Origin of the sequence: Streptococcus sp. FDAARGOS_192, assembly GCF_002073815.2 — a bacterium.
GTDB lineage: Bacteria > Bacillota > Bacilli > Lactobacillales > Streptococcaceae > Streptococcus > Streptococcus salivarius_H.
Genome location: NZ_CP020429.2, coordinates 25,133 through 50,563 on the forward strand (window position 1 = coordinate 25,133; position 25,431 = coordinate 50,563).

The following is a 25,431-nucleotide window of genomic DNA, read 5'->3' on the forward strand; positions in this document are numbered from 1 at the left end:
AACCAGAAATCATTAAACACTAAAAAAGCTGATTTCTCAGCTTTTAAATCAATCATAGAGCTTAATTACTTTTGAATTGCATCGCTTCATCACTCTGCACAAACTCTCGTTGAGCATCTGTTAATTCTTCAAGTTCATCACAACCAATAAGTCCAAAAGCCTCCATACCATCTTTAGTACTTACGATGTATGCCTCAAGTTCCCTAGCTTTGTCAACGTCTGACACTAAGTAAATGTTTTGTTTAGTCATTACTTCATCGGCCATTTTTATCTCCTTCAACCCCTTATTATTGTTTAATCTTCCCCAAATTTATCATGTTGGGTCCTGAAGGCGTATAATGGATCAAAATCTGAATCAAGTTTATTGTTGTCGTCAGCTTGTTCAGCCATCTTAGCATTTAAACTATTTTCCATCCTCCCAATACAATCCATTACCTTCCTTATCATTGTAAGGGTTTCAGAAGTAATTTTCAAGACCTCACTTGAATTTTCGTTGTTTTTGATTTTATCTGAGCTTTTCATTTTCTGCTTTAGACGCTCTTCAATTTCGTCTAAACGTAGCTCTTTCATGTTTTGTTGAGGTTCTGCAGTGGCTGATACTGGCTCTAAAGGTTTTATGCTCTCAACCGTTAAATCTTCAATTTTTGTGACGTTCATAATTACCTTAGCGCGTGATTCTTCTTTACCATTATGACCTGGTATATAGATATAGTTGTTGCTACCAAAAAAAGATTGTTGGGTAATATCATTCTTAGCTAAGCATTCAAATAGTGAATCGTGTCCTTCTACCAAACTCTTAGCAAAATAAATATTTCTCGTGTCTCGGAAAAGTTGGGTATTGAAAATAAATGGTCTGTTCTTAGGGAAATTATTGACGTGGGGAGAATGGAAAAAATGTTCTGTTGATAGGTAATGTACGTAAGGGACCTTGCTGAGTAGCTGAGACAAAGTATTCGTATCCATCTGAGCCTGCTCATCAAAGAGGAAGATATCTGTAATGTGGTTTGTTGAAGATGTTACTAACTCAATATCCTTTTTTAAATAGCCCGCTAGCAGAACGGCATGTTTTTTCTCATCCTCTAGGTCTGCATGATTGTGGGTAATCGTAATCTTAGCTTTATCTTCTAAATACGATAGAGCATTCCAAGAAATATGTGACTTAAACCCCATAATAGCGACTCTGTGGTCTTTAGATTTAGCAAAATTAGTCAGCTTATGAAAAAAGGGAGAGGCTTCAAAAGGAGATAGGACGTAGGGATCAATATAGATATTAAGCATCAGTATCACCTTCTTCTTGATTTAACTCTTCTAGTTCGACATCTTTGATTAGTGGACGCTCGTTAAACGCTTCATTCATTCTAAAAGGTATGTATTTGGCTACACGACCACCATCAGTTGCATTTTGACTTCTGATAACAACAAGAGACTTATCAATCCCTTCTTCTGCAGCAAGCTCCAGATTGAGGAAAATAATGTTATTGAGGTTCTTATAGCCACCATTTTCAATAAGCATATACTTGTCTTCAATTTCTTGAATATCGTCAAAATTGTCAACGATAATCAATAGATAACGTTTGCTGCCTTCTTCGTCAAAACCATCCTCAAAACGTCCAAAGTGTTTAAAGACATTAAGCAATTTATCAAGATCGCTGGTATCACCAACGTTAGTGATATAAGGATACACATCAAAAAGATTCTTTGTACCGTCACCTTCCTTTTTATTGAGAGCTAACTGACCGATAAAGAGATATCTAGGAACATGGACCGTATATGTACGCTCTTTCTTCTTCGCCTTTTTAGCTTGTAATTCTGATTTTCGTTTCTCCATACCAGAAAGAGGACTTGTCCCCTCACTCTTTTCTTGTGTCTTTGTCACTGTATACGTGAACTTCTCCAGTTTTGACGTAGGAACAAAATAGGCATAGTTTTGATTAAATTTGAGGTTCTGATAAGCATCTACGACCTTCCAGTATCGAATAGGAGAGTAGTTATCTTCTTCCCGAAGAATGTCTTTCCATTTATATGTGAAGTTTCTGCTGATCTTATTTGCTAGTAAGAGCAACATTGTTCCATGGCTGTAAATAGAGTAACTTGTCGCAAGAGCCCCTGGAGTATCTTCACGTTCGAACTCCCACTCTTGAACTAAGTAAAACTCTCTGAGTCGTTTGAGATGTGGTTTGATTTTAGGAATCGGTAAACCAAACTCCCTTGTAATTTGAAGGAGTTGAACATTTCTGAATGTAGCTATAAATAGTAGGATATCCATATCTAACTGGTTTAATTGCTTACTAATTAGCTCATAGTCCGTTTCTTGACTATAGTTGATTTGGATGATGTAATCTTCTTGAAGTTGCAAATGGAAAGGAAAGTCATTGTTTGGGTATACTTGTTTTAGTAATGGTATCGAGGCATACTTATTATAATAGTCGTCCGAAAATCGAGAAACAGTATTCAATGTTGCTTTTCCATCGATTGTTCTTACCCCAAAACGACGTAGTCTTTCATTGAATTTTTTAACGAAGTCTTGATAGGCTTCCAGTGCTTCAGCAGAAGGCTTTTCTCCTGTTTCAGATAATCGGACTGTCCCATCAGGCATGAGAGTAACTTCTTCCCCATTAAATTTTTTCTTCGGATAAAGTGGGAGATTGATTTTCTTAGCAATATTTTGGAACCATTTTTTATTACCTGGTGTTCTTGTCATTTGTCTAGTCCTTCTCTTCAATTTTTTGGAACCATTATACTAAACCTCATATACCTTCTATAACCCAGTGACACCCACCTTGTTTATGAAGACACAAAAAAAGGATATGTTTTTATATCCTTTTCCCCTTTATTCATTCTATATTCAATTCTAAAATCTACTTAAATACTACACTTTCTGAGTTGTATAATAGTTTACCGCTAGAGAAACGAAGTTGAGAACTCCTTAAAAATCTTTTTTCAATCACTTCATCTACTGCAGCATCGTCAAAATGGATGACCTCTCCGACTTTTTTCAAACATCCCGCTTCACTTGAATCAAGCAAGCTGAAGATTTTCGCTAAATCTGGAACTTCTCCGACACCAGCGTATTTAAACAATTCGGCTAAGGGAATGTAATTTGTCAGTGTCTTAAGTGGTAAATTCTGAATGTATTCCCTGCAACCTTTCATGAAGGCTAATTTTTTCACTTCATTTTGTTGACGATTATTTGTCAAACTAGAAATCCTTACTTGGACTTCTTTAGAAGCTAACTTATTTTGTCCCGCAAGCAACATATCAAATAACATATATTGATAATACGTTGATATCACATCTTTAGCTATGGCTTTAGCTTCAGTCTCTGATTTTTCCTCTTCGATTAATTTTCTCCAGAGTTTATCAGATATATCTCTGGTTGCCTGATAAAACCACGGTGATCCAAATTTCTTATATCGAGTAATTGCAAATGGCCCTTCTGAGTCAATCATATACTCAATAATGGTTCGACATAAGTCATCACTAAATACATGGATGAATGATTCTAGCTTTTCTTCTAGGTCTTCTAAAGTTATTTTTTTAGGGTTAGTGATTGCTGTTGTCATTGTCCCTCCCTTATCTTCCATCATAAAACGCTGCGTAATATTTTAGATGCCAAAGATTAGTAATTAGTGCTATCTTATTCCTAAAATATCGTCAGTAGAAACACCAAAGTATTCAGCTAAGGCTACAACGTTTTCCATACGAATATTAGCTCCATTTTCCCATTTGTCGATAGTCCCTGCATCAACATTAAGATTATGAGCTAACGCTTTCTTTGAGAGCTTCTTTCGTCGTCTCAATTCTGAAATAATGTTTCCCATGTATATATATAACCTGCCTAATCTTTATGTTTCTGAATTGATTTTACTATTTTTGTGTCAAACAATCAAGAGAATTTCATAATTTAATTACACCTTACTCACATTATTTTAATCATTCAATTGTTTAATAGATAATAAACATGCCTTTATCATCATTTTCCTTTAACACATCATGGGTTTTTGTTTTACTTTTTATTGATTAAATAAAATAACGCTTATACTAATTTATACAGTATATATACTGTATAACGTATTATTTTTCTGTATTTGTTTATTGTTTCTAAAACTGCTATAATGATTTTGATTATAAAAAATTATAATTTTTTTAGGAAGACGTGTGTAGGGAAGATACATGAAAGAGTGTAAGGATAGTAACAACACAAAGGGGATGATGTTTACTGAACGCTTAACAAAACTCCGATTAGCTAGAGGTTGGACCAAAAAAGAATTCAGTATGCAGATTGGAAAAACACAGCAGACAGTAGGAAAGTGGGAAAATGGGACTAATGCTCCTACATTCAAAGATCTAGTAAAATTAGTCGAGTTATTCGGTGTTACGTCAGACTATTTATTGGGATTATCAAACTCACCCAGTAAATATGCCTATCCACCATTTAACGACAATAAGGAAGAATATGTTGGTGAAATGTTCAAGCAGCTTGACGATGGGAATCAGGATGCTACTGTTGATTTCATAGAAAATCGATTAGATAACCAGCATATCTCTAAAGAAATCAAAGAAAATGACCATAGAAAACAAATAGTTAAACAAGATCAACGACCAACCAAAAGAGTCAGTATTTATGCTAAAGTAGATGCACAAGGGTTTGAACTATCAGAGGTCCCAGTCGACTGTCTTGACTACCCTGTTCCTATTCCTGTACATGATATTGCGTTTAAGGTTGTTGGTGATTCCTTGGAACCTAGTTTCTTCGATGATGAAGTAATGTTTGTCATGAAAGACTCCGTCCTTCGGACAGGTGATATCTGCATCGTGCAGCTAAAGAGTCGTTACTACGTAATGAAGGTGCTTCAAAATAGAGAAAATGGTGACATTCTCCTTAACTCACTAAATTCTAACGAGGCACCTATCACCTTGTCAGAAAAGGATGATTTCAGCATTTTTGGCAAGATTGTACTTATGTAAGGTTAGTCATAATGATTCATATTGATTACGTAATTAATAAGTAAAAAGGCAACCCCAATGGAGTTGCCATAAACTGCAAGTATCTAACTTACAGGAATAAAAGAAAGTACCTTCATTTTACGGCTCTATAATTTCTGTAGTGGGTAAAACCACTGTAGAGATTATAGAGCTTTTTGAGTGTACACAACTTATTTTACACTACCGCTTTTAAATTCATATTACTTTGTAAATAATAATTTAATATTACTTTTTATATGCAATCATTACACCAACTGGTGCAAGTCCTCCATTTACCAATTTCATTTCAGCTACTGAAAATCCATATTCATGGATAAATTCTTCAAATTGCTTTTTATCCCATTCTTTATACATCTTAAACCCTACAATAGACATCAGCCGTTTTTTGAATTTACTTTGTTTTTCCTCTTTCCATAAAAAAGTGGGAGCAAACAAAGTACCATTAGGTTTTAATACCCTATATATTTCTTTCATTGCCTTGTCAGGCTCGGGCATAATATGAAGTGCATTAGCTATTACTACACAATCAAATTTCTCATCTGTATAAATCAATGAAGTAGCATCAGCTATTTCAAAGACAAGGTTCTCGTATTCTCCATGTTTTCTTGCTTCAAAAATCATTTGTTTAGAAAAATCAGTTGCAATCCAACTTTTCGTATATTTGGAAAGGTTAAAGGATAATTGACCTGAACCACAAGCAAGTTCAAGTACATTCATATCCTTACTCAAATAGGGGTTTATGTATCCGCAAACTTTATCATAAACACCTTTATCCTTCTTCATAAAAGGAGCATACAACTTGGCGAATTTATCCCAAAATTTTTTGTTACTCTTATCACTCACCAGCAAAACTCTTCCCAACAACAAATTTTAAACTCTCTCCGCTTTTAGCATTTCACATTATTCCTTAAAGATGAAGGCTAATTGCAAGTTAGTCTAAATTAACTAATAATATTTTACAATTTTTAAGTCATTTTTTCTATGCTCGCTTTTCATAGCACTTGACAGTTGCCTATAAAATTAAAGTAAGCATCGACTTGTTGTTTTCTATCTTTTCCTTTTCTTCCCCCTGTTGCTTCATGGACTACTACTTTTTCTATATACTCATTTATCATTGGTACTGTCAGTTCATCAATATCTGTATATTTCGAATTGACTTAAATTGTTTATTCTGATAAAATTGTGGTAGAAAAAAAGAAGTTGAGCAGTCACTCAACTTCCATGTAGAGCCGTTTAAAAGACGGTGGCTAGTTTTAAACGAAAATAATCCGTCTTACTTCGCCAAAAGTGGGGACGGATTATTTTTTGTCATCGTCTTTAAAGAGTTTGTAGCATAATCCAATTAGAGCGATAGTAAAACTACCAAAGCCTAGAATGGTTTGCACAATCTCGAACGCTGTCAAAACGGCTCTCCTCTCTACTAGATTTTGAATGTTTGCCCATAGGCATCACTCCTCTCTAATAATTGAAAGCCACCGTCTATCACTTTTCTACATATAAGAGTATATCAAATCCATATAATAAAAGCTATCTATAAAAGTCTGGCTCCTTCCATTGTGAAAAGAGCTGTTTTTTATTTTCAAATAAACTTTCAACTATGACAAAATATTCTTCTATTAGCTTATTCTTCATCGTTCAAGAAATTATTTTAAATATTTAAGTATCGTTGTTATTCGCAACTTGCTCAATAAAATTGTTCACCAAGAAACATTGCCATCCCTCCCTAAAGCAAAAACGCAAGATTACTCTTGCGTTTTTACTACCTATTTATGGATAAGTTAATAAATAATTGAAGTTTGAAATCAACTTAGCATAAACATAATGAATTATTCACCAATCCTTTATTTTATGAATTGTTCTTCCGTTTTCTTGATAAGACCAATCCAACTAATGTAAGAAGGCCTCCAACCTCTATTGCGACTTCAGAATTATTGTCACCAGTTTTAGGAAGTTCTTGTTCTTTTAAATCCTCATAAACTACTGGAGTAAGCGAAGTGACTGATTTCACTGTTTGAACTTCTGGAGTCGGTGGGATAGGAGGTGTTACCGGTGGAACTATTGGTGTTGGTGGAGTTGGTGGGGTTACTGGCGGAACAACAGGTGTTGGTGGAGTTGGTGGGGTTACTTTATTGTTAAATTCTGTATCTGCTGGTAATTCAGTAGTAGCGATTAACACTCTTCCATCTTTCTTCACTTTGATTCCAACAGTAGCAATCATGTGGTCATACTCGATACCAGCTTCGGTACCTTTTACTTCTTCTACATGATAGATGTAAGTCCCTTCTTCACCATTTTTAAATGTAAGTGCTGAAAATTTAATCTTACCAGATGCATCGTTCGCTACTGTTTCGATTATATTTCCTTTTTCATCCTTCAAAACAAAGCTAAATTCTCCAGCTTTCAACTCACGACCCTCTAATTTCTTAGTGAAGTTGAACTGTACTGTCACTGGCGCTACCGCATAGTTGTTAAACTCGCTATCCGCTGGCATAACAACATTGGCTGTCAAGATACCTGTTGTGGCGTCTTTGGTGACCTTAACTGTCACTTCGGCGTTCATCGTATCGTAGTCAATATCTGTATCTGCGCCTGCCACTTCACGAACAGTGTAGGTATGTGTACCTTCTTTATCATATGAAATAGCGTCAAATTGGATCGTACCGTCAGCCGCATTCTTCTTCGTTTGAAGCACTTGACCGTTTTCTAGCAACTCGAAGGTGAAGGCATCTGCCACAAGGGCTTTGCCTTCAAGTTTCTTCGTGAACTTGAATTGGGCACTGGTTGCCGCTGGGGTAAACGTATTATCGAACTCTGTATCTGTTGGAAGAGCTTTAGTCGCTGTAAGGGTATGACCATCTTTCGTGACAGTAACTGTTACCTCTGCCTTCATTGGGTCATAACTCATTCCGGCTTCTGAACCTGCGACTTCTTCTACAGTGTACTTATGAACACCAACTTCATTATTCTTATAAGTGAGTGCATCAAAGGCTACTTTACCTGAAGCATCATTGGTCTTCGTTTGGAGAACTTGACCGCTCGCATCTTTCAAGACAAAACTGAACTCGCCATCTTTTAGAGTGCGTCCGGAAAGAACTTTACTAAAGTCAAATTGCGCTGTCACTGGCGCTACCGCATAGTTGTTAAACTCGCTATCTGTTGGCATAACAACATTGGCTGTCAAGATACCAGTTGTGGCGTCTTTTGTGACCTTAACTGTCACTTCGGCGTTCATCGTATCGTAGTCAATATCTGTATCTGTGCCGGCTACTTCACGAACAGTGTAGGTATGTGTACCTTCTTTATCATATGAAATAGCGTCAAATTGGATTGTGCCGTCTGCCCCATTCTTCTTCGTTTGAAGCACTTGACCGTTTTCAAGCAACTCGAAGGTGAAGGCATCTGCCACAAGGGCTTTACCTTCAAGTTTCTTCGTGAACTTGAATTGGGCACTGGTTGCCGCTGGGGTGAACGTATTATCGAACTCTGTATCTGTTGGAAGAGCTTTGGTCGCTGTAAGGGTATGACCATCTTTCGTGACAGTAACTGTTACCTCTGCCTTCATTGGGTCATAACTCATTCCTGATTCTGAACCTGCGACTTCTTCTACAGTGTACTTATGCACGCCAACTTCATTATTCTTATAAGTGAGTGCATCGAATGAAACTTTTCCATCGGCTCCATTCTTCTTCGTTTGAAGTACTTTACCAGTCGCATCTTTCAAGACAAAATTGAACTCTCCATCTTTTAGAGTGCGTCCGGAAAGAACTTTACTAAAGTCAAATTGCGCTGTCACTGGGGCTACCGCATAGTTGTTAAACTCGCTATCTGTTGGCATAGTGACATTGGCTGTCAAGATACCTGTTGTGGCGTCTTTGGTGACCTTAACTGTCACTTCGGCGTTCATCGTATCGTAGTCAATATCTGTATCTGTGCCTGCCACTTCACGAACAGTGTAGGTATGTGTACCTTCTTTATCATATGAAATAGCGTCAAATTGGATTGTACCGTCAGCCGCATTCTTCTTCGTTTGAAGCACTTGACCGTTTTCTAGCAACTCGAAGGTGAAGGCATCTGCCACAAGGGCTTTGCCTTCAAGTTTCTTCGTGAACTTGAATTGGGCGCTGGTTGCCGCTGGGGTGAACGTATTATCGAACTCTGTATCTGTTGGAAGAGCTTTAGTCGCTGTAAGGGTATGACCATCTTTCGTGACAGTAACTGTTACCTCTGCCTTCATTGGGTCATAACTCATTCCGGCTTCTGAACCTGCGACTTCTTCTACAGTGTACTTATGAATACCAACCTCATTATTCTTATAAGTGAGGGCATCGAAGGCTACTTTACCTGAAGCATCATTGGTCTTCGTTTGAAGTACTTTACCAGTCGCATCTTTCAAGACAAAACTGAACTCGCCATCTTTTAGAGTGCGTCCTGACAAGACTTTACTAAAGTCAAATTGCGCTGTCACTGGCGCTACCGCATAGTTGTTAAACTCACTATCCGCTGGCATTACAACATTGGCTGTCAAGATACCTGTTGTGGCGTCTTTTGTGACCTTAACTGTCACTTCGGCGTTCATCGTATCGTAGTCAATATCTGTATCTGTTCCGGCTACTTCACGAACAGTGTAGGTATGTGTACCTTCTTTATCGTATGAAATAGCGTCAAATTGGATCGTGCCGTCTGCCCCATTCTTCTTCGTTTGGAGAACTTGACCGTTTTCTAGCAACTCGAAGCTGAAGGCATCTGCCACAAGGGCTTTGCCTTCAAGTTTCTTCGTGAACTTGAATTGGGCACTGGTTGCCGCTGGGGTGAACGTATTATCGAACTCTGTATCTGTTGGAAGAGCTTTAGTCGCTGTAAGGGTATGACCATCTTTCGTGACAGTAACTGTTACCTCTGCCTTCATTGGGTCATAACTCATTCCGGCTTCTGAACCTGCGACTTCTTCTACAGTGTACTTATGAATACCAACCTCATTATTCTTATAAGTGAGGGCATCGAAGGCTACTTTACCTGAAGCATCATTGGTCTTCGTTTGAAGTACTTTACCAGTCGCATCTTTCAAGACAAAACTGAACTCGCCATCTTTTAGAGTGCGTCCTGACAAGACTTTACTAAAGTCAAATTGCGCTGTCACTGGCGCTACCGCATAGTTGTTAAACTCGCTATCTGTTGGCATAACAACATTGGCTGTCAAGATACCTGTGGCTGCGTCTTTTGTGACCTTAACTGTCACTTCGGCGTTCATCGTATCGTAGTCAATATCTGTATCTGTTCCGGCCACTTCACGAACAGTGTAGGTATGTGTACCTTCTTTATCATATGAAATAGCGTCAAATTGGATCGTGCCGTCTGCCCCATTCTTCTTCGTTTGGAGAACTTGACCGTTTTCTAGCAACTCGAAGCTGAAAGCATCTGACTCTAGGGTTTTGCCTTCAAGTTTCTTCGTGAACTTGAATTGGGCGCTGGTTGCCGCTGGGGTGAAAGCATTATTAAATTCAGTATCTGTTGGAAGTGCTTTTGTGGCAGTAAGGGTATGACCATCTTTCGTGACAGTAACTGTTACCTCTGCCTTCATTGGGTCATAACTCATTCCGGCTTCTGAACCTGCGACTTCTTCTACAGTGTACTTATGAACACCAACCTCATTATTCTTATAAGTGAGTGCATCGAATGAAACTTTGCCATCGGCTCCATTCTTCTTCGTTTGAAGTACTTTACCAGTCGCATCTTTCAAGACAAAATTGAACTCACCGTCTTTAAGAGTGCGTCCGGAAAGAACTTTACTAAAGTCAAATTGCGCTGTCACTGGGGCTACCGCATAGTTGTTAAAGGTCTTGTCATCTGTACCAGTTGCTTCGCCACCTGTTGAGGTTATTTCTGTTTTTGCTGTTAACAGACCTGTTTCCTCATCTTTCGATACAGTTACTTTCACTGCAATCGTCATATCATCGTAGTCTACATCTGGTTTATCACCCTTCACCTCTTTTACTGTGTAGTTGAAAACACCAACATGATCAAATGATAAGTCACTGAAAGTAATTTTCCCATCAGCTTTGTTAGTAACTGTTTCATTAACATTGTTATCACCAATAAGTGTAAAGCTGAAATCCCCCGCATTTAGACTACCATTGGATAGGACTTTGTTAAATTCTAGACCTACTTTTACTGGGGAAGGAGTATAGGTGTTATTGAATTCTGTGTCCGTTGGCATAATTGTATGAGCTATGTACGAATTACCATCTTCATCTACTGTGATACTCACTTCTGCTTTCATTGCATCGTAGTTAATACCTGCTTCCGTACCTGGTACTTCTTCAACCGTATAGTGATAAACACCAGCATGGTTAAATAACTGTGGAATAAAAGTAATATGGCCAAAACTATCATTTTTTTGTGTATCAACCACATTACCACTTTGGTCAACTAGATTAAAGGTGAACTCACCAGCCGTTAACTTTCTTCCTTCAAGACGTTTTGTAAACGCTAAATCAACCCTTGCTGGTTGTTTTGCCTTTGAAGCTGAACCTGAACCACCTGCTTTAAATGCAAAAGTTGCTTGGTAACTTTGTTCTTCACCAGTGTTGTAAGTGATTTTGATATTATTACCGTGTTTTTCTTGCAACTCCTTATTGGTATTAGGTACATTTTTTAATCGCGTCATATAGCGAACATAAACAAGCTCATTCAATTGCGCTATCTTAAAAGAAAAACCAGTTGGGCTTTCTTTGATATTTTCCAATAATTGAATTGCATTACCTTTGGAAACCCATGGAGTAATTGACTGAACTCTTTCAGCTCTAAGAGCTTTACCGTTCCATAAATCTACATTATCTGAAGGAATAGATGTCGCATGTCCTAAACGCCAAGTTTCTTTCGTTTTAGTATCAAATTCATCCAAAACAGGATCCCCATCTTGAACTAGGACTTGGTCATCTGGAAGCGTATCAATTAGTTGGTAATTTGTCAAAACTTGAGGAGCTACCAAACTACCTGAGTTTAGACGGATAGTCCATCTGATTAGTTCAGGATGACCAGTTACCGCTTCACCATATTTTGTTACCTTTGTTTTTTCTACCGGTACAGGGGCACTCTCCGGACCTACTGTTACTGTAATTTTTCGTCCACTAAAATTGAGTTCTGTTGGAACATTTGGTTTAACATATGATTTCCAACCGGTACTAAAGGTTAAGGTAAATTGTTTTGCAATTTTGTTTTTCTCATAGTAATCTGTAAAAGTAGTTATCACTTTATTACTGATTGAATCTAGAAAAGCATTACCTATTATTTCACCACTAGGACCAGTTACATCATAATGCAAACTTGTAGGAATTCTAATTGAATCGGGAATATCAACAACGATTTTATCATTTTGTTTTATCTCTAACTCATCAGGTAGTTCCATATGAATGACTGTTTCCGCAGGAGCATATAGACTGTTCCCATTTGGAAAATTGACTTCAACATTAGGATTTTTCACAGTAATTGTGTCACCTGTTTTGGAAAAGGTTGTTTTACTATCTTCAGTTGATGAGGTAGCTTCCCTTTTAGCTCTGCGTCGTTCATTTGAAGGGTGGTTATCAACTTTCTCTTCTTCAATCACTTGCGAAGAATTTGTTGTTACCGGTTCCGAAGGTACTGAATTCAACTCCTTTATTTGAACACCTTCTTCATTTTTGGCCACCGGAGTATTTTGTTGAATGTCATTTACTTCTACTTTAGCATTATCATTAGTATTAGTAGGTGCTACTGTTGCGTTATTTTGTTGACCTTCATTAGACGCTATTTTAGAGACGTTATTCTGTTCAACGTTACTTTCTTGAACACTGTTAACTTGGTTTTCATTCAATTTCGCCGTAAAAGAAGATTGAACCTCAGTGGTAGCGCTTACTTCATCTGCCTGAACACTGGTTGCTCCCATCACAAAAATGGCTGTTCCCAGAAGCACAGAAGCAACCCCAAAGTTAAACTTCCTGATTGAGAAACGTTGTGATTCTTTTTTTCCCATAATACAAATTTCCTTTTAATATAATCTTAACACCTAAATTCTAGCACTTTTAACTTTTCTGTCAATGGAATATTCTGAATTATTTATAATTTTTACACTTATTTTCTTTATGTGAAATATATTATAATAAACCATTAATTCTAAAGCCATATATATGGATATTATTAACATTATTTTTTCTTATAATATAATTTTAAACACATATATTAGAGATCCGGAAGTAGGAATAAGAATGATAAGGTTTTACAATCTAAATTTTACTCTGGAATCTAATCATTTTTTATAGCAAACTAGTATGAAGAGTTAAAATAGCAATACTCTTCTCTAGATTTTAAATAGAGTTTAACTTTTTTCTTTCCCTAAACTAAACCCTTTGAAAATATACGAATTTTGACATAAGAAAAAACGCAAGAGTAGCTCCTACGTTTTTCTGCAATAATATTCCACAGTTTACCCATCTACCTTGGGAGATGATACATAGATAAACTATCTAAGAAGTAATATAGCACAATATAATTTAAATGACAATCGTCATACAATCTAATTCTATTATTTTCTCGTATGCATAGTAATTATTTAGCCACTTTAATTTAATTATCAATTCATCATCAGAATCTAAAATGTTGTTAGATTACTGAATACGAACGGCTTTGAGGCATTCCTAATTACAATTTTACTTGTCTCAGAAAATTTTTAGCTTAATCTGAAATGTTATCTTACCTAAGTTGAGAATTTGACTTTTAACAAAACTTGTTGAAAAATTCTAATCGCACTGTTATAATCTCAGTAGTAGACACATACATCAAACTATGAATTAATCTTCCCTTTGTCTCTAATTAGCTTCTATCATAGAGACTTCACTCTAACATTCTTACTTACATAATACTCTTGTATGAACGTCTACTGCTAACTAGGGTTCCCCCCTAGTTTTTATTTTGTTCTAAACAAATATCTTGCCTGTAAGCTGGTACACTAAACTTAAACCAACTCACTTTAAATACTGGAAAAACGATTAGATAATCAGCATATCTCTAAAGAAATCAGAGAAAAAGACCATAGAAAACAAATAGTTGGACAAGATGAACGACCAACCAAAAGAGTCAGTATTTATGCTAGAGTCGATGCACAAGGGTTTGAACTATCAGAGGTCCCAGTCGACTGTCTTGATTACCCAGTGCCTATTCCGGTATATGATATTGAGTCTAAAGTTGTTGGCGATTCACTTCAACCTAGTTTTTTTGATGATGAAGTAATGTTTGTCATCAATGACTCCATCCTTCGAACAGGTGATATCTGCATCGTGCAGCTAAATTGTCAGTACTACGTAATGAAGGTGAGTCAAAATAGAGATAATGGTGACATTCTTCTAAACTCACTAAATTCTAGCGAGGTACCAAATACCCTTTCTGAAAAGGACGACTTCACCATCTTTGGTAAGGTTGTACTTATGTAGCTTTGGTTTTATTGCGATTATATTTATTGCTCAATGAACAACAAAAAGACTAACCTATGGTTAATCTCAGACTAAAAAAGAAGCTCTCGGAAGTTTTTCTTCTAAGAGCTTCTTTTGCATTATAAGAATAAAAAGTTTCTGTTCTATTCGGCTTTACCAGTGAAATTATAAACATAATTTGCTGATTAAAGAATATTCTTTTCGTTTATCAAGAAAAGATGACATTATAATAGACACAGCCACTAAGACTATTGAAGCAATAAAGAAAAGAGTTAATGTAAAATTTGCTTGTAACTTAAATCTTCTGGAAAGTAAAATGAATGAATTTAAAAAATAAAACAGGGGTCGGCGTATGCTGATCCACCGTTTTTATTTATTCTATTTATATCTCTAAAATGGTACTAGACTACGAATTTTTATACTGGTAGAGCGATTTTGAGCGTTTTTCAGATTCACAGATTGATAAGGATAAACAAGAAAAGCTTACAACCGCAATGGTTTTTGGGATTTTTCTTATGTTTTACTATTTTCCGAAAAAAAAGAACAATTTTTCGGAAAGTCATTTATTTATCAAAATATGGAAAGACCCGTGATTGTAACTCTTTTAAGAGGAGAGCATATTCTTCAAGCTGGCTAGGTGTATATTTCTTAATGACCCAATAATCACGTGAATATTTTTTGTCAGTAAAATCATTTCTCCAAATTTCTTTTAGACCATCTGGAGCTAAATCAATTGTAGTCGCACCTTGTCCAATCTTTTCAAGCGCTTCTTCCGTTGCTTCTTTTGTCCAAGTATCACGAACGTGATAACGCCAAGCAGTTTGACCACAATCCGAAAATATTGAGACTTGTAATTCTCCAACCTCTTTGAGTAGTTGTTCTTTTGTTGTCATGGTAAATTACCTATAGGTTGAAAACCTGTCCTTTCTAAATATTTTATACTACTAGTATAAGGCTTTTGAATATAAAAAACTAACCAAATTGTTAATAATTTAAAATTAAAAAACCTTGTTTTGTAACGCTTTTTAGCATAAAATATAATGAAAACTAACCAAATTGGAGACTTTATGGAACTTACATTTGATTTGAATAGAATAGTAAGCGGAGATATTAGGGTATTAGTTCCATCTGATTACTTGAAATTACATAACGACCCCACAAGAAAAAATTGGGAACTTTTTTTTAAGCCACATCAATTAGAAAAAGTGTTCCATTCATCTTTCTCTGTTACCTCATCGCAATTACGGAAATTTTTGAAGGATACATTTGGCATTCCATTTAAAGTGGAGGATACGGGAAATAATTCAAACCGAAATAGATTAAACGAAATGATAAAAGAAGTAGCTCCTACACATAGAGGAAAAACAACTACGTTAAATTTCTACCAATATCGAAAACTAATTCTATCTGATAAATTTAACCGATTCATATTGAGTAAACACAATGAATGGGTAGTAGACGACCAAGTGAAAATGTACAATGAAATAATGTACCTACAAGTCAATAAATTCAAAGAATCAGCCTTATACCAAGAACAAAAAAAGAAAGACATTATATACTATGCCAATGCTTTATCCCTAATAGAGGGATTTGACCAAGTTCTAAAAGAATATTACTCTATGTTCTTAGACCTATGTCATAATCAAGAAGTCTACTATGGAGACATCTACGCACCAGATGAAGTAAAACAAATGCTAGATATTATTTCTTATCGTTTTAGACAAAAATCTCCATTAGTTTACAAGTTTGATTCTCATGATGATGTGTACAGTACAGATAAAAATAAGATTATTGAATGGTTTTTGCAAGATGTCGACAGATGGGCAAATGATGAAATAAAATAGGCGATACTGATCGCCTATTTTTCTTATTAAAAATTGTAGTCATCCTCAAACTTATACTAAAGTATAGCAAAAAACACCCTATTTTCTAGTTTACCAGATTTCAACAGGAAAGTTTTCTTGTGTCTCATTTTATGGGTGCAGTGCCATGAATCTAAGAGATTTTTTTATACCATTTATAGCTATTTTGCTATCCAACCTATGGCATCGATAGGTGGATTCAAAAATTTTTAACTTGTTATATATTATCTGTTTTCTATTGATTTTATGTGTTGTTCTCGTTTAAGGAGTGAATTAGGTTTAAACCCAAATCTTTTTTCTATTCTAGCTTTTTCTTGATAGCTAAAGGAATGCCGTGATACATGATTAACAACCATTAAATTCAATATGGTACGAGCTACGTGTGACATATTTTTATTATTTCTATCATTTAAGATAGATTTTTCCGAGAATTGTTTTTCATATTGTAGTTCTAATCCCCTTTTTATTAATATATAGCTAGGATTAATATTGCTATTTTCCACCATTTCTGAAAAATAATAAGAAATAGGTTCTGAACCAATTGATGAAACAGTTTTCATAATTAGTGAATATATAGTAGCAAAATTCATACTCACAAGTATGTCATGAATATCTTTTCTTAGTTTATCCTCATTTAGGTTTTCTGTATCAACTTCTTTTGAAATAAAGTTCTCTAGAAAAAGTATAAAATCTTTATCGGAGACAATCTGAATAAAAGAGTTAAGAAGTCTTAAATTAGCATCAACTGTATTTTTTAGTATTTTATTAAATTCTTTGTTTTTTATTGACCCGTATCTGTTCTTAAGAATTACTCCAATTACTTCTACAGTTTGAATTGCATTTCTAACTTGATTTTGTCTATGAGCTTGTTTTTTTTCAATTATCTCTGAGTTATCTCTTTCTGAGTATGTATTTTCCTCTAATCTGTCTCGATGCTTCAATTCGGATTTTCGTTTTTCGTCGAAGTTCTCTATCCTGTAATCAATATTATTAGATAAGTCATTAACTTGTTTATCAAAATCACCCAACTCTACAGAATCAAGTGTTGCTTCTGTATAATCACTAAATGTATTCTCTAAGCTAGAGTTTAACATTTCTATTAATCGTTGATCTTTACAATGATGCGCTAGAAAAATACTTATGTGGCCATTCTGTTCTAAGTCCAGATTCAAAATAATGTCTTTTATGTCATCAAGATGTTCATTAAAGTTATCAGATAGATATTGCCCTAAAAAGTAATAATATAGATACTCATAGCAAAAACTATAGTTAGAAGAGTTGCTTTTTTTCAACAATCCAGTTTTCATTAGTAAACTTAGATACTCTTCTAGGTCAAAGATTTTATAATCATTTTGATAATCTTCTAAAAATAAATTGAATTCCTTATTTGATACTTCTAAGACTTCTTTTTTAAAAAGATACATAGAAAAATAAGACAAAAAGTTTATATAAGACACAATCCGATCATTACTTACTCCACAATTTTGAAAAGCTAACTGAATTAGTAAATTATAACAATGACCGTGTGAAGATATAGGAGTATCAAATCTATTGTTAACATCAATTGAAGAACCTAGGATAATTAAAATATACAGAGGAAATGCGGGGATAATACCATTCTTATATCCTCTATCTAAACCCAAACTGATATCAATAAGATTTGAATTCTCATCAATTTTCTTTAATTTATCATTTGTGTTTAAATCCCTATAGAGTGATTTTGATTCTATAAACTTTGTTATAAGCTCATTTCTTAAAGAAGGTTTGAAAGGTTGTATTGTGAATCTTGTTACTGTGAAGTCATTCGAACTAATATCATAAATATCATCAACAAACATAATTAATCCTGCGTACTTGTCAATTTTTTTAACAGTATTTTGTAATTTTGTCGAAAGTTTATGAAAATCATCAATTATAACAACTATATTTTCTGCTTTATTTTTATGGATAGTTTTATATGTTGAAATATATTTGTTGCGAACTGCCTTTTCTATATTTTGAGAATTAATCTCTTTACTTTCTAAATAGATAGGTTGAAAACCGTCACTATATATATCTAAAAATAATTTTTTTGCAAAAGATGTTTTTCCACTTTGTCTATCGCCTACTATAAAAAATTTATCTAAATAATATTTACTATTCAGTAACTTTTCTGCTGAAAGATAACTTATATTTTCTTTTCTATCTATTCTTAGTTCTGGATAAGTATACAAATCTGAAAGCTTTAATGTGGAATTAAGAACATTAGAAATTAAACCAATCGAATCAAGTTGCGAATGAACTTCTTCTTTTAATTTATCTTGAGGCCAGAGCTCTTCTTTTGAGAGCTTTTCAGATAATCTTATAAAAAGAGAATTTAATTGTTCGGATGAATCAAACGACATTTCCTCAAATTCTTTACAGAAAGATTCGTAAGGTAATGTACCAAATTTGTAAGGCAAATCATCTGTTGAGATTTTGATAGGTATTACTTTATCTAAGAATTTATGTTCTGTTATTTCTTTTATTTCGAAACTCACACCCGAATCGTCTATTTCAGATTTTTCTAAATACGCCTTGTCACAAATAGATAAAATAACATCGCAATTTCTAATATTTTCAATCATGAATTGATTTAAAGTATTTTTGTTAACAGTATTATCATCATAAATAACTTCTAAATTTTTTTCTTCTAGTTCGAGCTCAAGTTTACGTATAAAGTCTAATTGTCTCTGACTATAATTCTCATCATCTGACCAGGCATGTGCAATAAAAATTTTACTCATTTCATTCCCCTTTTGATAAAGTTCTTTATTTTATTATAGCAAAAAACACCCTATTTTCATAAGGTGTTTTCATGCTGCAAAAGTGATATAACAATACCCTTCGCATTTTAAACAAAGTCAAATAGTGAAATTTCTTCGTAAACTTCTACTTCTTCTACCTCATTAACAGAGGTTTCAGAAACTATTTCCGTAGCAACATTGTCATTATGTTCTTCAGTCATTCCAAAGAGTTCAGAAATACTTTCTAGGAAGTCATCAGCCATATCAAGAACTTCTTGTGAAACAACAACATGAGTCGTTTCTTCAACGGTTTCTTGTGCAACTACTTCTTCGTCCTCGAAGGCAGCTTCTGCTTCATCTACTGACTCATCGATAACTTCAACAAGTTCGCTTTCTTCATCAGGATCATAGCTAGCACTATATTCCTCAGTGATTGAGCTAACTTTTACATCAGAGTCTTCATCCATTTCTGGATGGTCTGCCTTATACTGCAATTCAAAAGCATTAATAGCCTCTTCAATTTGTTCTACAGTAGGCTTTTTAGACTCATCTTCGACTTCGATAAGAGGATTAACAATGGCACGTTTAGCTGATACATAGTCAAGACGAGCTTGGTCTGCAAAAACATCTGCAGCTTCTCCTCGCTTAATAGTATCTGCACAACGGTCAATGTTTTCCTGCAAAAGTTTGGCTTGTTTATCCATACCATCAATAACATTGTTGATACGCTGGATAGTCCCAATACCACTCGCAAAATCTAGACGAACAGCATAGCTATTTTGACCGATAATATGTAAATCAAGCATGCGTTCTGGTTGCCAAGCTGATTTTTGTTCCAACGCACGAAGGACAAAACCACGATAATGAGCAAGGGTTGTCATTTTCATATGGAGTGGATCAGAGGCAACATTCATCTGCATAGCATAGTTCAGTTGATTTCCAGCAACATCTTTCTTAGTTGCTTCGTATCCATCTGGTTCAAATGTCATAACAAATGGGTTATGTTCGACCTCATATTTCTTACCATCTTCTTTTTCAACCACTTCTTTCCAAGGTCTTGTCTTTTCCGCAAGCTCTTTATCCTGGACTAATAGAGAAAGTTTCTTCTCGTAATTTTCCTTATCTTTAAGGGCTTGCTTAATACGTTTTTGAGACAAAGCAATATCACGTTTCCAAGCCTTACGACGATTAGACAACAACTCAAATTCGTTATCAAGTTCCATCTTAAGTTTAAGATATGGATTGCCTGTTGCAATGGCTTTAAATTCAGAGGCTGAGAGTGTTTGCTCATCAATATCCTCTGAAGCTCGCATCGGTGTACGACTGGTCATGATTTGCGTAATATAACGGAGCTTTGTTTCTTGAATCTGCCAAAGGTAGTTATCAAAACTTCCCTTGGTGATATAGTGGAAAATATTTACCTTTCGATAGATATTTCCTTGACGAACCAAGCGTCCATTACGTTGGATAATATCAGACGGTTTCCAAGGCACATCGAGATGATGAACAGCTTTCATACGACGTTGTACGTTAAGACCGGTTCCCCTTTTTCCGTTGAAGCCATGAGAATACGAATCTCACCAGCATTCATTTGACGTTGAAGTTGGAGCTTAGCCTTTTTGTTAGCAGCATCGTGAATAAAAGCAATCTCTTCTTCTGGAATTCCTCGTTCAACAAGCAAATCTTTCAACTCTTGATAAACAGAGAAACCCTTGCCATTAGGAGTTCCAAGGTCAGAGAAAATCATTTGTGTCCCTTTATGCTTAGCCTCCATGTGATAAATCTTATCCACTCTCTCAACCACTTGCATGAGTTTATCTGCATCAGCTCTTACATAGAACTCCGCATCCAGCAAACGCATGTCTAAAGCCAACTTTCTGGCTTCACTAGTGATTTTGAGCATGTTATCTTCACTAGGATCTACACTCCCATTTTTAACTCGATCTGAGCGTTCTACAAGCTCATCCAAATAAACCTTTTGGTTATCCGTCAACTGACTTTCAACCGCTACCTTTTCTACCATAGGAACTGGAAGATTAAGGTCTTCAGTCATTTGAATATCTGCGGTCTGACGATAAATCGCCATCAGCTCAGGGAGATTCATAAATTTAGCAAAGCGTTTACGTGAAATATACTTGTCTCCAGTAGGGTTAAGTTCAAGACTATTCTCAACAATCCCAAACGCACCAACCCAAGCATCAAAGAAACTTACACCGAAGTGTTCCATGACATCTGGTTGAAGATAATTCATCATCGTATACATTTCGCTAATAGAGTTGGAAACTGGTGTTCCAGTCGCAAAGACAACGTGACGTGTATCATGCTCTTCTTGAAGCACGCGCACCTTCATTTCCATATCCATATTCTTTTTTGAGGTACGGTTGGTAATACCAGCAACGTTCCCCAAACGTGTCATAGGACGGACATTCTTGTACCCGTGGGCTTCATCAACAAAGAGCATATCAATACCAAGGCTTTCAAAGTTGATAAACTCATCAATACCAGTCTTATTTTCAAGCAACGTTTCTAAGTTTGCCTCAAGACTTCTACGCATCGATTGTGCTTGCTTAAAAGTAATTTTGTCGTCATTAGCTTTTGCGTAACCAATGATCTCATCAAGCTCATCAATCTTTTCAGAAATAAAGGCTTGTTCACGTTCTTGTGAGACACGAACTTTCTCAAATTGAGAATGTCCAATCACAATTCCATCATAGTCGCTGGTTAGAATACGAGAAACGAACAAGCGACGTCGTGACTTTTCAAAATCCTGCTCAGTCGTAACAAACACTTTCTTGGTAGGGTAGAAACGCATAATTTCTTGACCAAATTGTGCTGTTAGACTAGACGGAACCACAAACAATGGTTTATGAATAAGCCCAAGCTCTTTCATCTTGAAAGCTGCTGAAATCATGGTTAGTGTCTTACCAGTACCCACTTCGTGAGCGAGGAGTGCACGTCTCTCTTCAAGAATACGTTGTACCGCATTTTTTTGGTGAGGGCGAAGCTCTACTCCTTTAGCCAAGCCATCAAATTCCAAGAGACTTCCATCATATTGACGTGTCACATAGCGATTAAAGACTTCATTGTAGGTATCTTCAATCACTTCTTGGACTGTTGGGTTTTCATGAATAAAGTTCTTAAAGCTTTCTTGTAGAACACGCTCACACTCACGTAGGTTTGCTGTAGCCACTTCATCAACCTTACGTATCGGGTTTTCAGTCGTACCAAAGTTACGCATGATTGTTGGTTGATTACTTGTAAGCAAGTGAGCAACAATATCTGTTGCGTGTGAGTAGCTTTTATTGTACTCATCACGTAGACCTAAACGAAGGTTAGATTGACGACTCATATAGCAGTTTAACAAGCGTTCGTTGAAACCTCGTCCGATTCTGGATGTCACTAATAGTGATTTAGCTTCTTCAGAATGCAGACCAACTTTTTCATCCAACAATTCACTAAACACCCATTGAGAAACGACGTTACTAGGAATCCAGCTAGAACCAATGCTGAAATCAATATCAGATAAGACAACTGGTTCTGGTACAACAGATAAAATCAATTCCAAATAACGTTCCCAATCCGCTTGTGTATCTCCGTCTTCAATGAGAGAGTTAATACAATCACGTTTGGCTAGAACATCACCTGAAAGGAATTTATCCTTAGTAACATAGTGTACAGTCTTATCATCAATATAGCGTTCCACATCAATCATTACTGTCTCACCTAGTTCTGAAATCATCATATCTTCTGAAACATCTGGATAGACAGAACTCATGAGGTTCAAATCAACGCCACGACCTTCCGAAAGCGACACATTCAAGGCTTCTACTGCTGACATCACTTGATGAAGGTGTTTTTTAGGACGAATGGTTGGCTTTTTAAAAGCATCTGACTTCACAAAGACTACCTTTGAGCTGTCATTCTCGTCCAACTCCTCTAACTCAAGACTAGCGATAAGAGGATAACGATCATCTCGGTCAAAGAGGCGAGCATTCACCGCTTGATTGATATAACCATACTTCTTCTTGAAAGTATCGTAGGCTTGATTAAGTGTTGCAAGCAGTTGTTTGAATTTCCCTTCATCATAGTCTGTCGTCATTTGAATATCAATAATGGCTTGATACGCATTTTTGATAGCAACCATGCCACGGATACGCTTGTTTTCTGTATCCGTAAGGGGTGTTTCATAGAAATAAATACCTTTGTAAAGCCCTTTACTTTTAGCTGCTTTAGAAGGTGTTTGACTTACCCATGTATTCGTAACAATATTAGGGTCTGCTTCTACTGCTGCTTCAAAGTCTAAAATGGCTTCTTCTTTGTATTTATCATCATATTTTACGAACTGTCCTTGTTCGTCTTGATAAAAAATCATCTCAGCTGCTCGTGAGCTAGGACGGATAGACGTGTTATCACGATAATAGACATGCCCATTTTTATCACAAGCATACTCGTTCAATCGAATATCAAGTGAAGCAAGTAAGTCTTGGTCAAGATGATTCACTTCTTCTTTAAGGATAATATCACGAGGTTCTAGTCTCTCCACTTCGAAAGGCACTGTTACTTTTGATAGTGCTTCTTGAAGCTCTGAAGCTAAGTCAAAGGAGCTATCTACCACAAGATCCAGTGTTCCACCATTGAAATGACGTACCTGATAATCACCTAGAACACAAGGATTTTTACAAATAGCATCCTGGAAGAAATAGGGATTGAGTGAGACACGTTTATCAAAGGGGAGTTTATTTCTATCTGAAGACCAGAAGTCGATATTAGTATCGGGAACAGGGATAAAAGCTCCTTTTTGGAAAAAGAGGATATCTGTTACCACTCGTGTTCCAGCATCTTTAAAAGCAGTATTTGGTAAGCGGACACCACCTAAAAACTGAGTTCCACTACGACGGAGTTCTGGCAGAATTGAACCAGCACTCTTATCTGCAGTACCAGTTGAAGTGATAGCTGCAACCATCCCATGATAGGGTACCAAATCGATAGCTTTCTTAAAGAAGTAATCATGAATACGATAAGGTTTATTATCATAAGCCTTATCGACAATGCGAACATCCGCAAACGGAACATTCGTAATGACCAAGTCAAATGGTGTCCCTTCAAAGTTTACTGTTTCAAATCCTTGGACTAAAACAGTAGCATCTTGATGAAGGTGTTTAGCAATAGCACCTGTAACGGTATCAAGTTCAATTCCATAAAGAGTAGAATTCTTCTTGATATCCTCTGGCATTGTTTCAAAGAAGATACCAGTACCCATTGATGGATCAAGAATATTACCTCCTTTAAAACCACTTTCTACAATCTTATCCCACATTGCAGTAGCAATCTCTGGACTTGTGTAGTAAGCCGTTAAGGAGCTCATTTCCATCGCACGATATTCTTCTTTAGTGACAAGACTTTTTAGCTCATCACGTTCTTTTGCAAAACGATTAATCTTACTATCAAAGAAATCGTTAGCAAGTCCTCCCCAACCAACATAGTTAGAGAGAATTTCTTGTTCGGCACTGTCAGCTAGACGGTTATCTGATTCTAGTGCTTTCACAAGTTTAATGGCAGAAAGGTTAGCTTGAACCTTTTCTGCTTTAGTCATTGTTTTATTTTGTTTTTGTTCTTCCATTGTTGTTCTTTCTCCTTAAAACTAAAAAAGACCTGGTATAATACCAAGTCTTTCTTTTTAGTTGTAGTATTTGTTTATACGACTCAAAAATATGTGAGCCTCTCGTGTTTTCCTGTTTTTGAGGAACTCAATAAAACTATCTTGAATGTCAAAAGAGAATGTTCCAGCCAGTTCACATTGCTTATCAAAGCTTTTGCTGACTGTCATAGCTTTACTCTTACGAATAGCTACATGCGTGGGCATTGTTCTGGGAAAGGTAACTCCTAGAGAGTAACCAAAATCAAACAAAGTTAATAGATATGGCGGTTCATCTTTAGAAAAGATAATCCCAAAGTTATTCCAGTGTCTATCAACATTTAAGGTTAAGCGATCAATCTCAAAGAGTCTGGCAAATATCGAATCAAGCTCAGCTTCTGAAAAACCAATCTCAGCCAACTCTTTTTTCAAAAAGTTATACTGCTCTTGAGGTTGTTTCTTGGCTATTTGTTCGATATCTGATTCCGTATACCCCCTTTGTTGCAGCAAACGAAACATCGTAACGAAGCTTCCACCTTCTGGTATGAAATTTTGTGAACGACAAAGATCACTACCTACTTTTTCGTAAGGTACATAATCTTTAATCCCACAACTTTTCAAAAACTCAGATACTAGAAACTCAGCTTCAGCTTCTCCACCAAAAAAGTCTCTCTTATAGAAATAGTCATCTTTCAACCATTTCTCTTGAGTTCCTTTGCTAG

Annotated in this window: 14 protein-coding genes and 2 pseudogenes; 3 read left to right on the forward strand and 13 right to left on the reverse strand. The window is 35.9% G+C overall.

Translation table 11 applies throughout. The features are described from left to right. Nucleotides 1-61: 61 nt before the first annotated feature. From A6J31_RS00115 to A6J31_RS00135, 5 genes are all read right to left on the reverse strand, one after another. Nucleotides 62-265, reverse strand: coding sequence for a hypothetical protein (locus tag A6J31_RS00115; RefSeq protein ID WP_080610168.1), 204 nt, complete (start codon nt 263-265; stop codon nt 62-64). 29 nt (nt 266-294) lie between these two features. Then, on the reverse strand, nt 295-1,278 hold the full coding sequence (locus tag A6J31_RS00120; RefSeq protein ID WP_080610169.1) for a hypothetical protein: 984 nt from the start codon (nt 1,276-1,278) through the stop codon (nt 295-297). Continuing rightward, entirely contained in the window at nt 1,271-2,701 is a 1,431-nt protein-coding gene (locus A6J31_RS00125; RefSeq protein WP_080610170.1) for a hypothetical protein, read from the reverse strand. Before A6J31_RS00125 ends, A6J31_RS00120 begins: the two co-directional genes overlap by 8 nt. 157 nt (nt 2,702-2,858) lie before the next feature. Then, nucleotides 2,859-3,563: a hypothetical protein gene (locus A6J31_RS00130; protein ID WP_225791536.1), complete on the reverse strand. Its 705-nt coding sequence runs from the start codon at nt 3,561-3,563 to the stop codon at nt 2,859-2,861. 69 nt (nt 3,564-3,632) lie between these two features. Further along, the gene (locus tag A6J31_RS00135; protein ID WP_070439336.1) at nt 3,633-3,821 is read right to left on the reverse strand and encodes a helix-turn-helix domain-containing protein; all 189 of its coding nucleotides are present in this window, start codon (nt 3,819-3,821) and stop codon (nt 3,633-3,635) included. A 352-nt stretch (nt 3,822-4,173) separates the two neighbouring features. Between A6J31_RS00135 and A6J31_RS00140 the strand changes: the two genes are divergently transcribed. Further along, on the forward strand, nt 4,174-4,968 hold the full coding sequence (locus tag A6J31_RS00140) for a helix-turn-helix domain-containing protein (protein ID WP_080610172.1): 795 nt from the start codon (nt 4,174-4,176) through the stop codon (nt 4,966-4,968). A 243-nt stretch (nt 4,969-5,211) separates the two neighbouring features. Here A6J31_RS00140 and A6J31_RS00145 read toward each other — a convergent pair whose 3' ends face one another. The 4 genes and pseudogenes from A6J31_RS00145 to A6J31_RS00160 all read right to left on the reverse strand — a co-directional run bounded on the left by A6J31_RS00145 (nt 5,212) and on the right by A6J31_RS00160 (nt 12,994). Further along, on the reverse strand, nt 5,212-5,829 hold the full coding sequence (locus A6J31_RS00145; protein ID WP_002886378.1) for a class I SAM-dependent methyltransferase: 618 nt from the start codon (nt 5,827-5,829) through the stop codon (nt 5,212-5,214). A gap of 149 nt (nt 5,830-5,978) precedes the next feature. Beyond that, nucleotides 5,979-6,134 (reverse strand): annotated as a pseudogene (locus A6J31_RS00150) (DUF4368 domain-containing protein); the annotation flags it as partial. A gap of 150 nt (nt 6,135-6,284) precedes the next feature. Next, nucleotides 6,285-6,419 carry a putative holin-like toxin gene (locus A6J31_RS11795; protein ID WP_105291367.1) on the reverse strand — a complete coding sequence of 45 codons (135 nt, stop codon included), beginning with the start codon at nt 6,417-6,419 and terminating at the stop codon, nt 6,285-6,287. A 413-nt stretch (nt 6,420-6,832) separates the two neighbouring features. Next, nucleotides 6,833-12,994, reverse strand: a complete 6,162-nt coding sequence (locus A6J31_RS00160; protein WP_080610174.1) for a Spy0128 family protein — start codon at nt 12,992-12,994, stop codon at nt 6,833-6,835. A gap of 1,174 nt (nt 12,995-14,168) precedes the next feature. Between A6J31_RS00160 and A6J31_RS11590 the strand changes: the two genes are divergently transcribed. Then, on the forward strand, nt 14,169-14,447 hold the full coding sequence (locus tag A6J31_RS11590; RefSeq protein ID WP_080610175.1) for a S24 family peptidase: 279 nt from the start codon (nt 14,169-14,171) through the stop codon (nt 14,445-14,447). A gap of 563 nt (nt 14,448-15,010) precedes the next feature. Here the strand turns inward: A6J31_RS11590 and A6J31_RS00170 are convergent. Then, complete coding sequence (locus A6J31_RS00170; RefSeq protein ID WP_080610176.1) at nt 15,011-15,340, reverse strand: hypothetical protein; 330 nt, start codon at nt 15,338-15,340, stop codon at nt 15,011-15,013. Between the two features lie 174 nt (nt 15,341-15,514). Between A6J31_RS00170 and A6J31_RS00175 the strand changes: the two genes are divergently transcribed. Beyond that, entirely contained in the window at nt 15,515-16,291 is a 777-nt protein-coding gene (locus tag A6J31_RS00175; protein ID WP_080610177.1) for a hypothetical protein, read from the forward strand. 242 nt (nt 16,292-16,533) lie between these two features. Here the strand turns inward: A6J31_RS00175 and A6J31_RS00180 are convergent, their stop codons facing one another. The 3 genes and pseudogenes from A6J31_RS00180 to A6J31_RS00190 all read right to left on the reverse strand — a co-directional run bounded on the left by A6J31_RS00180 (nt 16,534) and on the right by A6J31_RS00190 (nt 25,405). Continuing rightward, nucleotides 16,534-19,074 (reverse strand): NACHT domain-containing protein, encoded by a 2,541-nt coding sequence (locus A6J31_RS00180; RefSeq protein ID WP_080610178.1) that lies wholly within the window; start codon nt 19,072-19,074, stop codon nt 16,534-16,536. Between the two features lie 107 nt (nt 19,075-19,181). Continuing rightward, a pseudogene (locus A6J31_RS00185) lies at nt 19,182-24,694 on the reverse strand (SNF2-related protein). Between the two features lie 57 nt (nt 24,695-24,751). After that, nucleotides 24,752-25,405, reverse strand: a complete 654-nt coding sequence (locus A6J31_RS00190) for a hypothetical protein (protein ID WP_225791539.1) — start codon at nt 25,403-25,405, stop codon at nt 24,752-24,754. Nucleotides 25,406-25,431: the final 26 nt, after the last annotated feature.

Excerpts from the sequence above, each read along its gene's own strand:
- A6J31_RS00160 (WP_080610174.1), bottom strand. The coding sequence starts at position 12,994 with ATGGGAAAAAAAGAATCACAACGTTTCTCAATCAGGAAGTTTAACTTT.
- A6J31_RS00180 (WP_080610178.1), bottom strand. The coding sequence starts at position 19,074 with ATGAGTAAAATTTTTATTGCACATGCCTGGTCAGATGATGAGAATTAT.
- A6J31_RS00135 (WP_070439336.1), bottom strand. The coding sequence starts at position 3,821 with ATGGGAAACATTATTTCAGAATTGAGACGACGAAAGAAGCTCTCAAAG.
- A6J31_RS00140 (WP_080610172.1), top strand. The coding sequence starts at position 4,174 with ATGAAAGAGTGTAAGGATAGTAACAACACAAAGGGGATGATGTTTACT.
- A6J31_RS00115 (WP_080610168.1), bottom strand. The coding sequence starts at position 265 with ATGGCCGATGAAGTAATGACTAAACAAAACATTTACTTAGTGTCAGAC.
- A6J31_RS00120 (WP_080610169.1), bottom strand. The coding sequence starts at position 1,278 with ATGCTTAATATCTATATTGATCCCTACGTCCTATCTCCTTTTGAAGCC.
- A6J31_RS00170 (WP_080610176.1), bottom strand. The coding sequence starts at position 15,340 with ATGACAACAAAAGAACAACTACTCAAAGAGGTTGGAGAATTACAAGTC.
- A6J31_RS00130 (WP_225791536.1), bottom strand. The coding sequence starts at position 3,563 with ATGACAACAGCAATCACTAACCCTAAAAAAATAACTTTAGAAGACCTA.
- A6J31_RS00175 (WP_080610177.1), top strand. The coding sequence starts at position 15,515 with ATGGAACTTACATTTGATTTGAATAGAATAGTAAGCGGAGATATTAGG.
- A6J31_RS00125 (WP_080610170.1), bottom strand. The coding sequence starts at position 2,701 with ATGACAAGAACACCAGGTAATAAAAAATGGTTCCAAAATATTGCTAAG.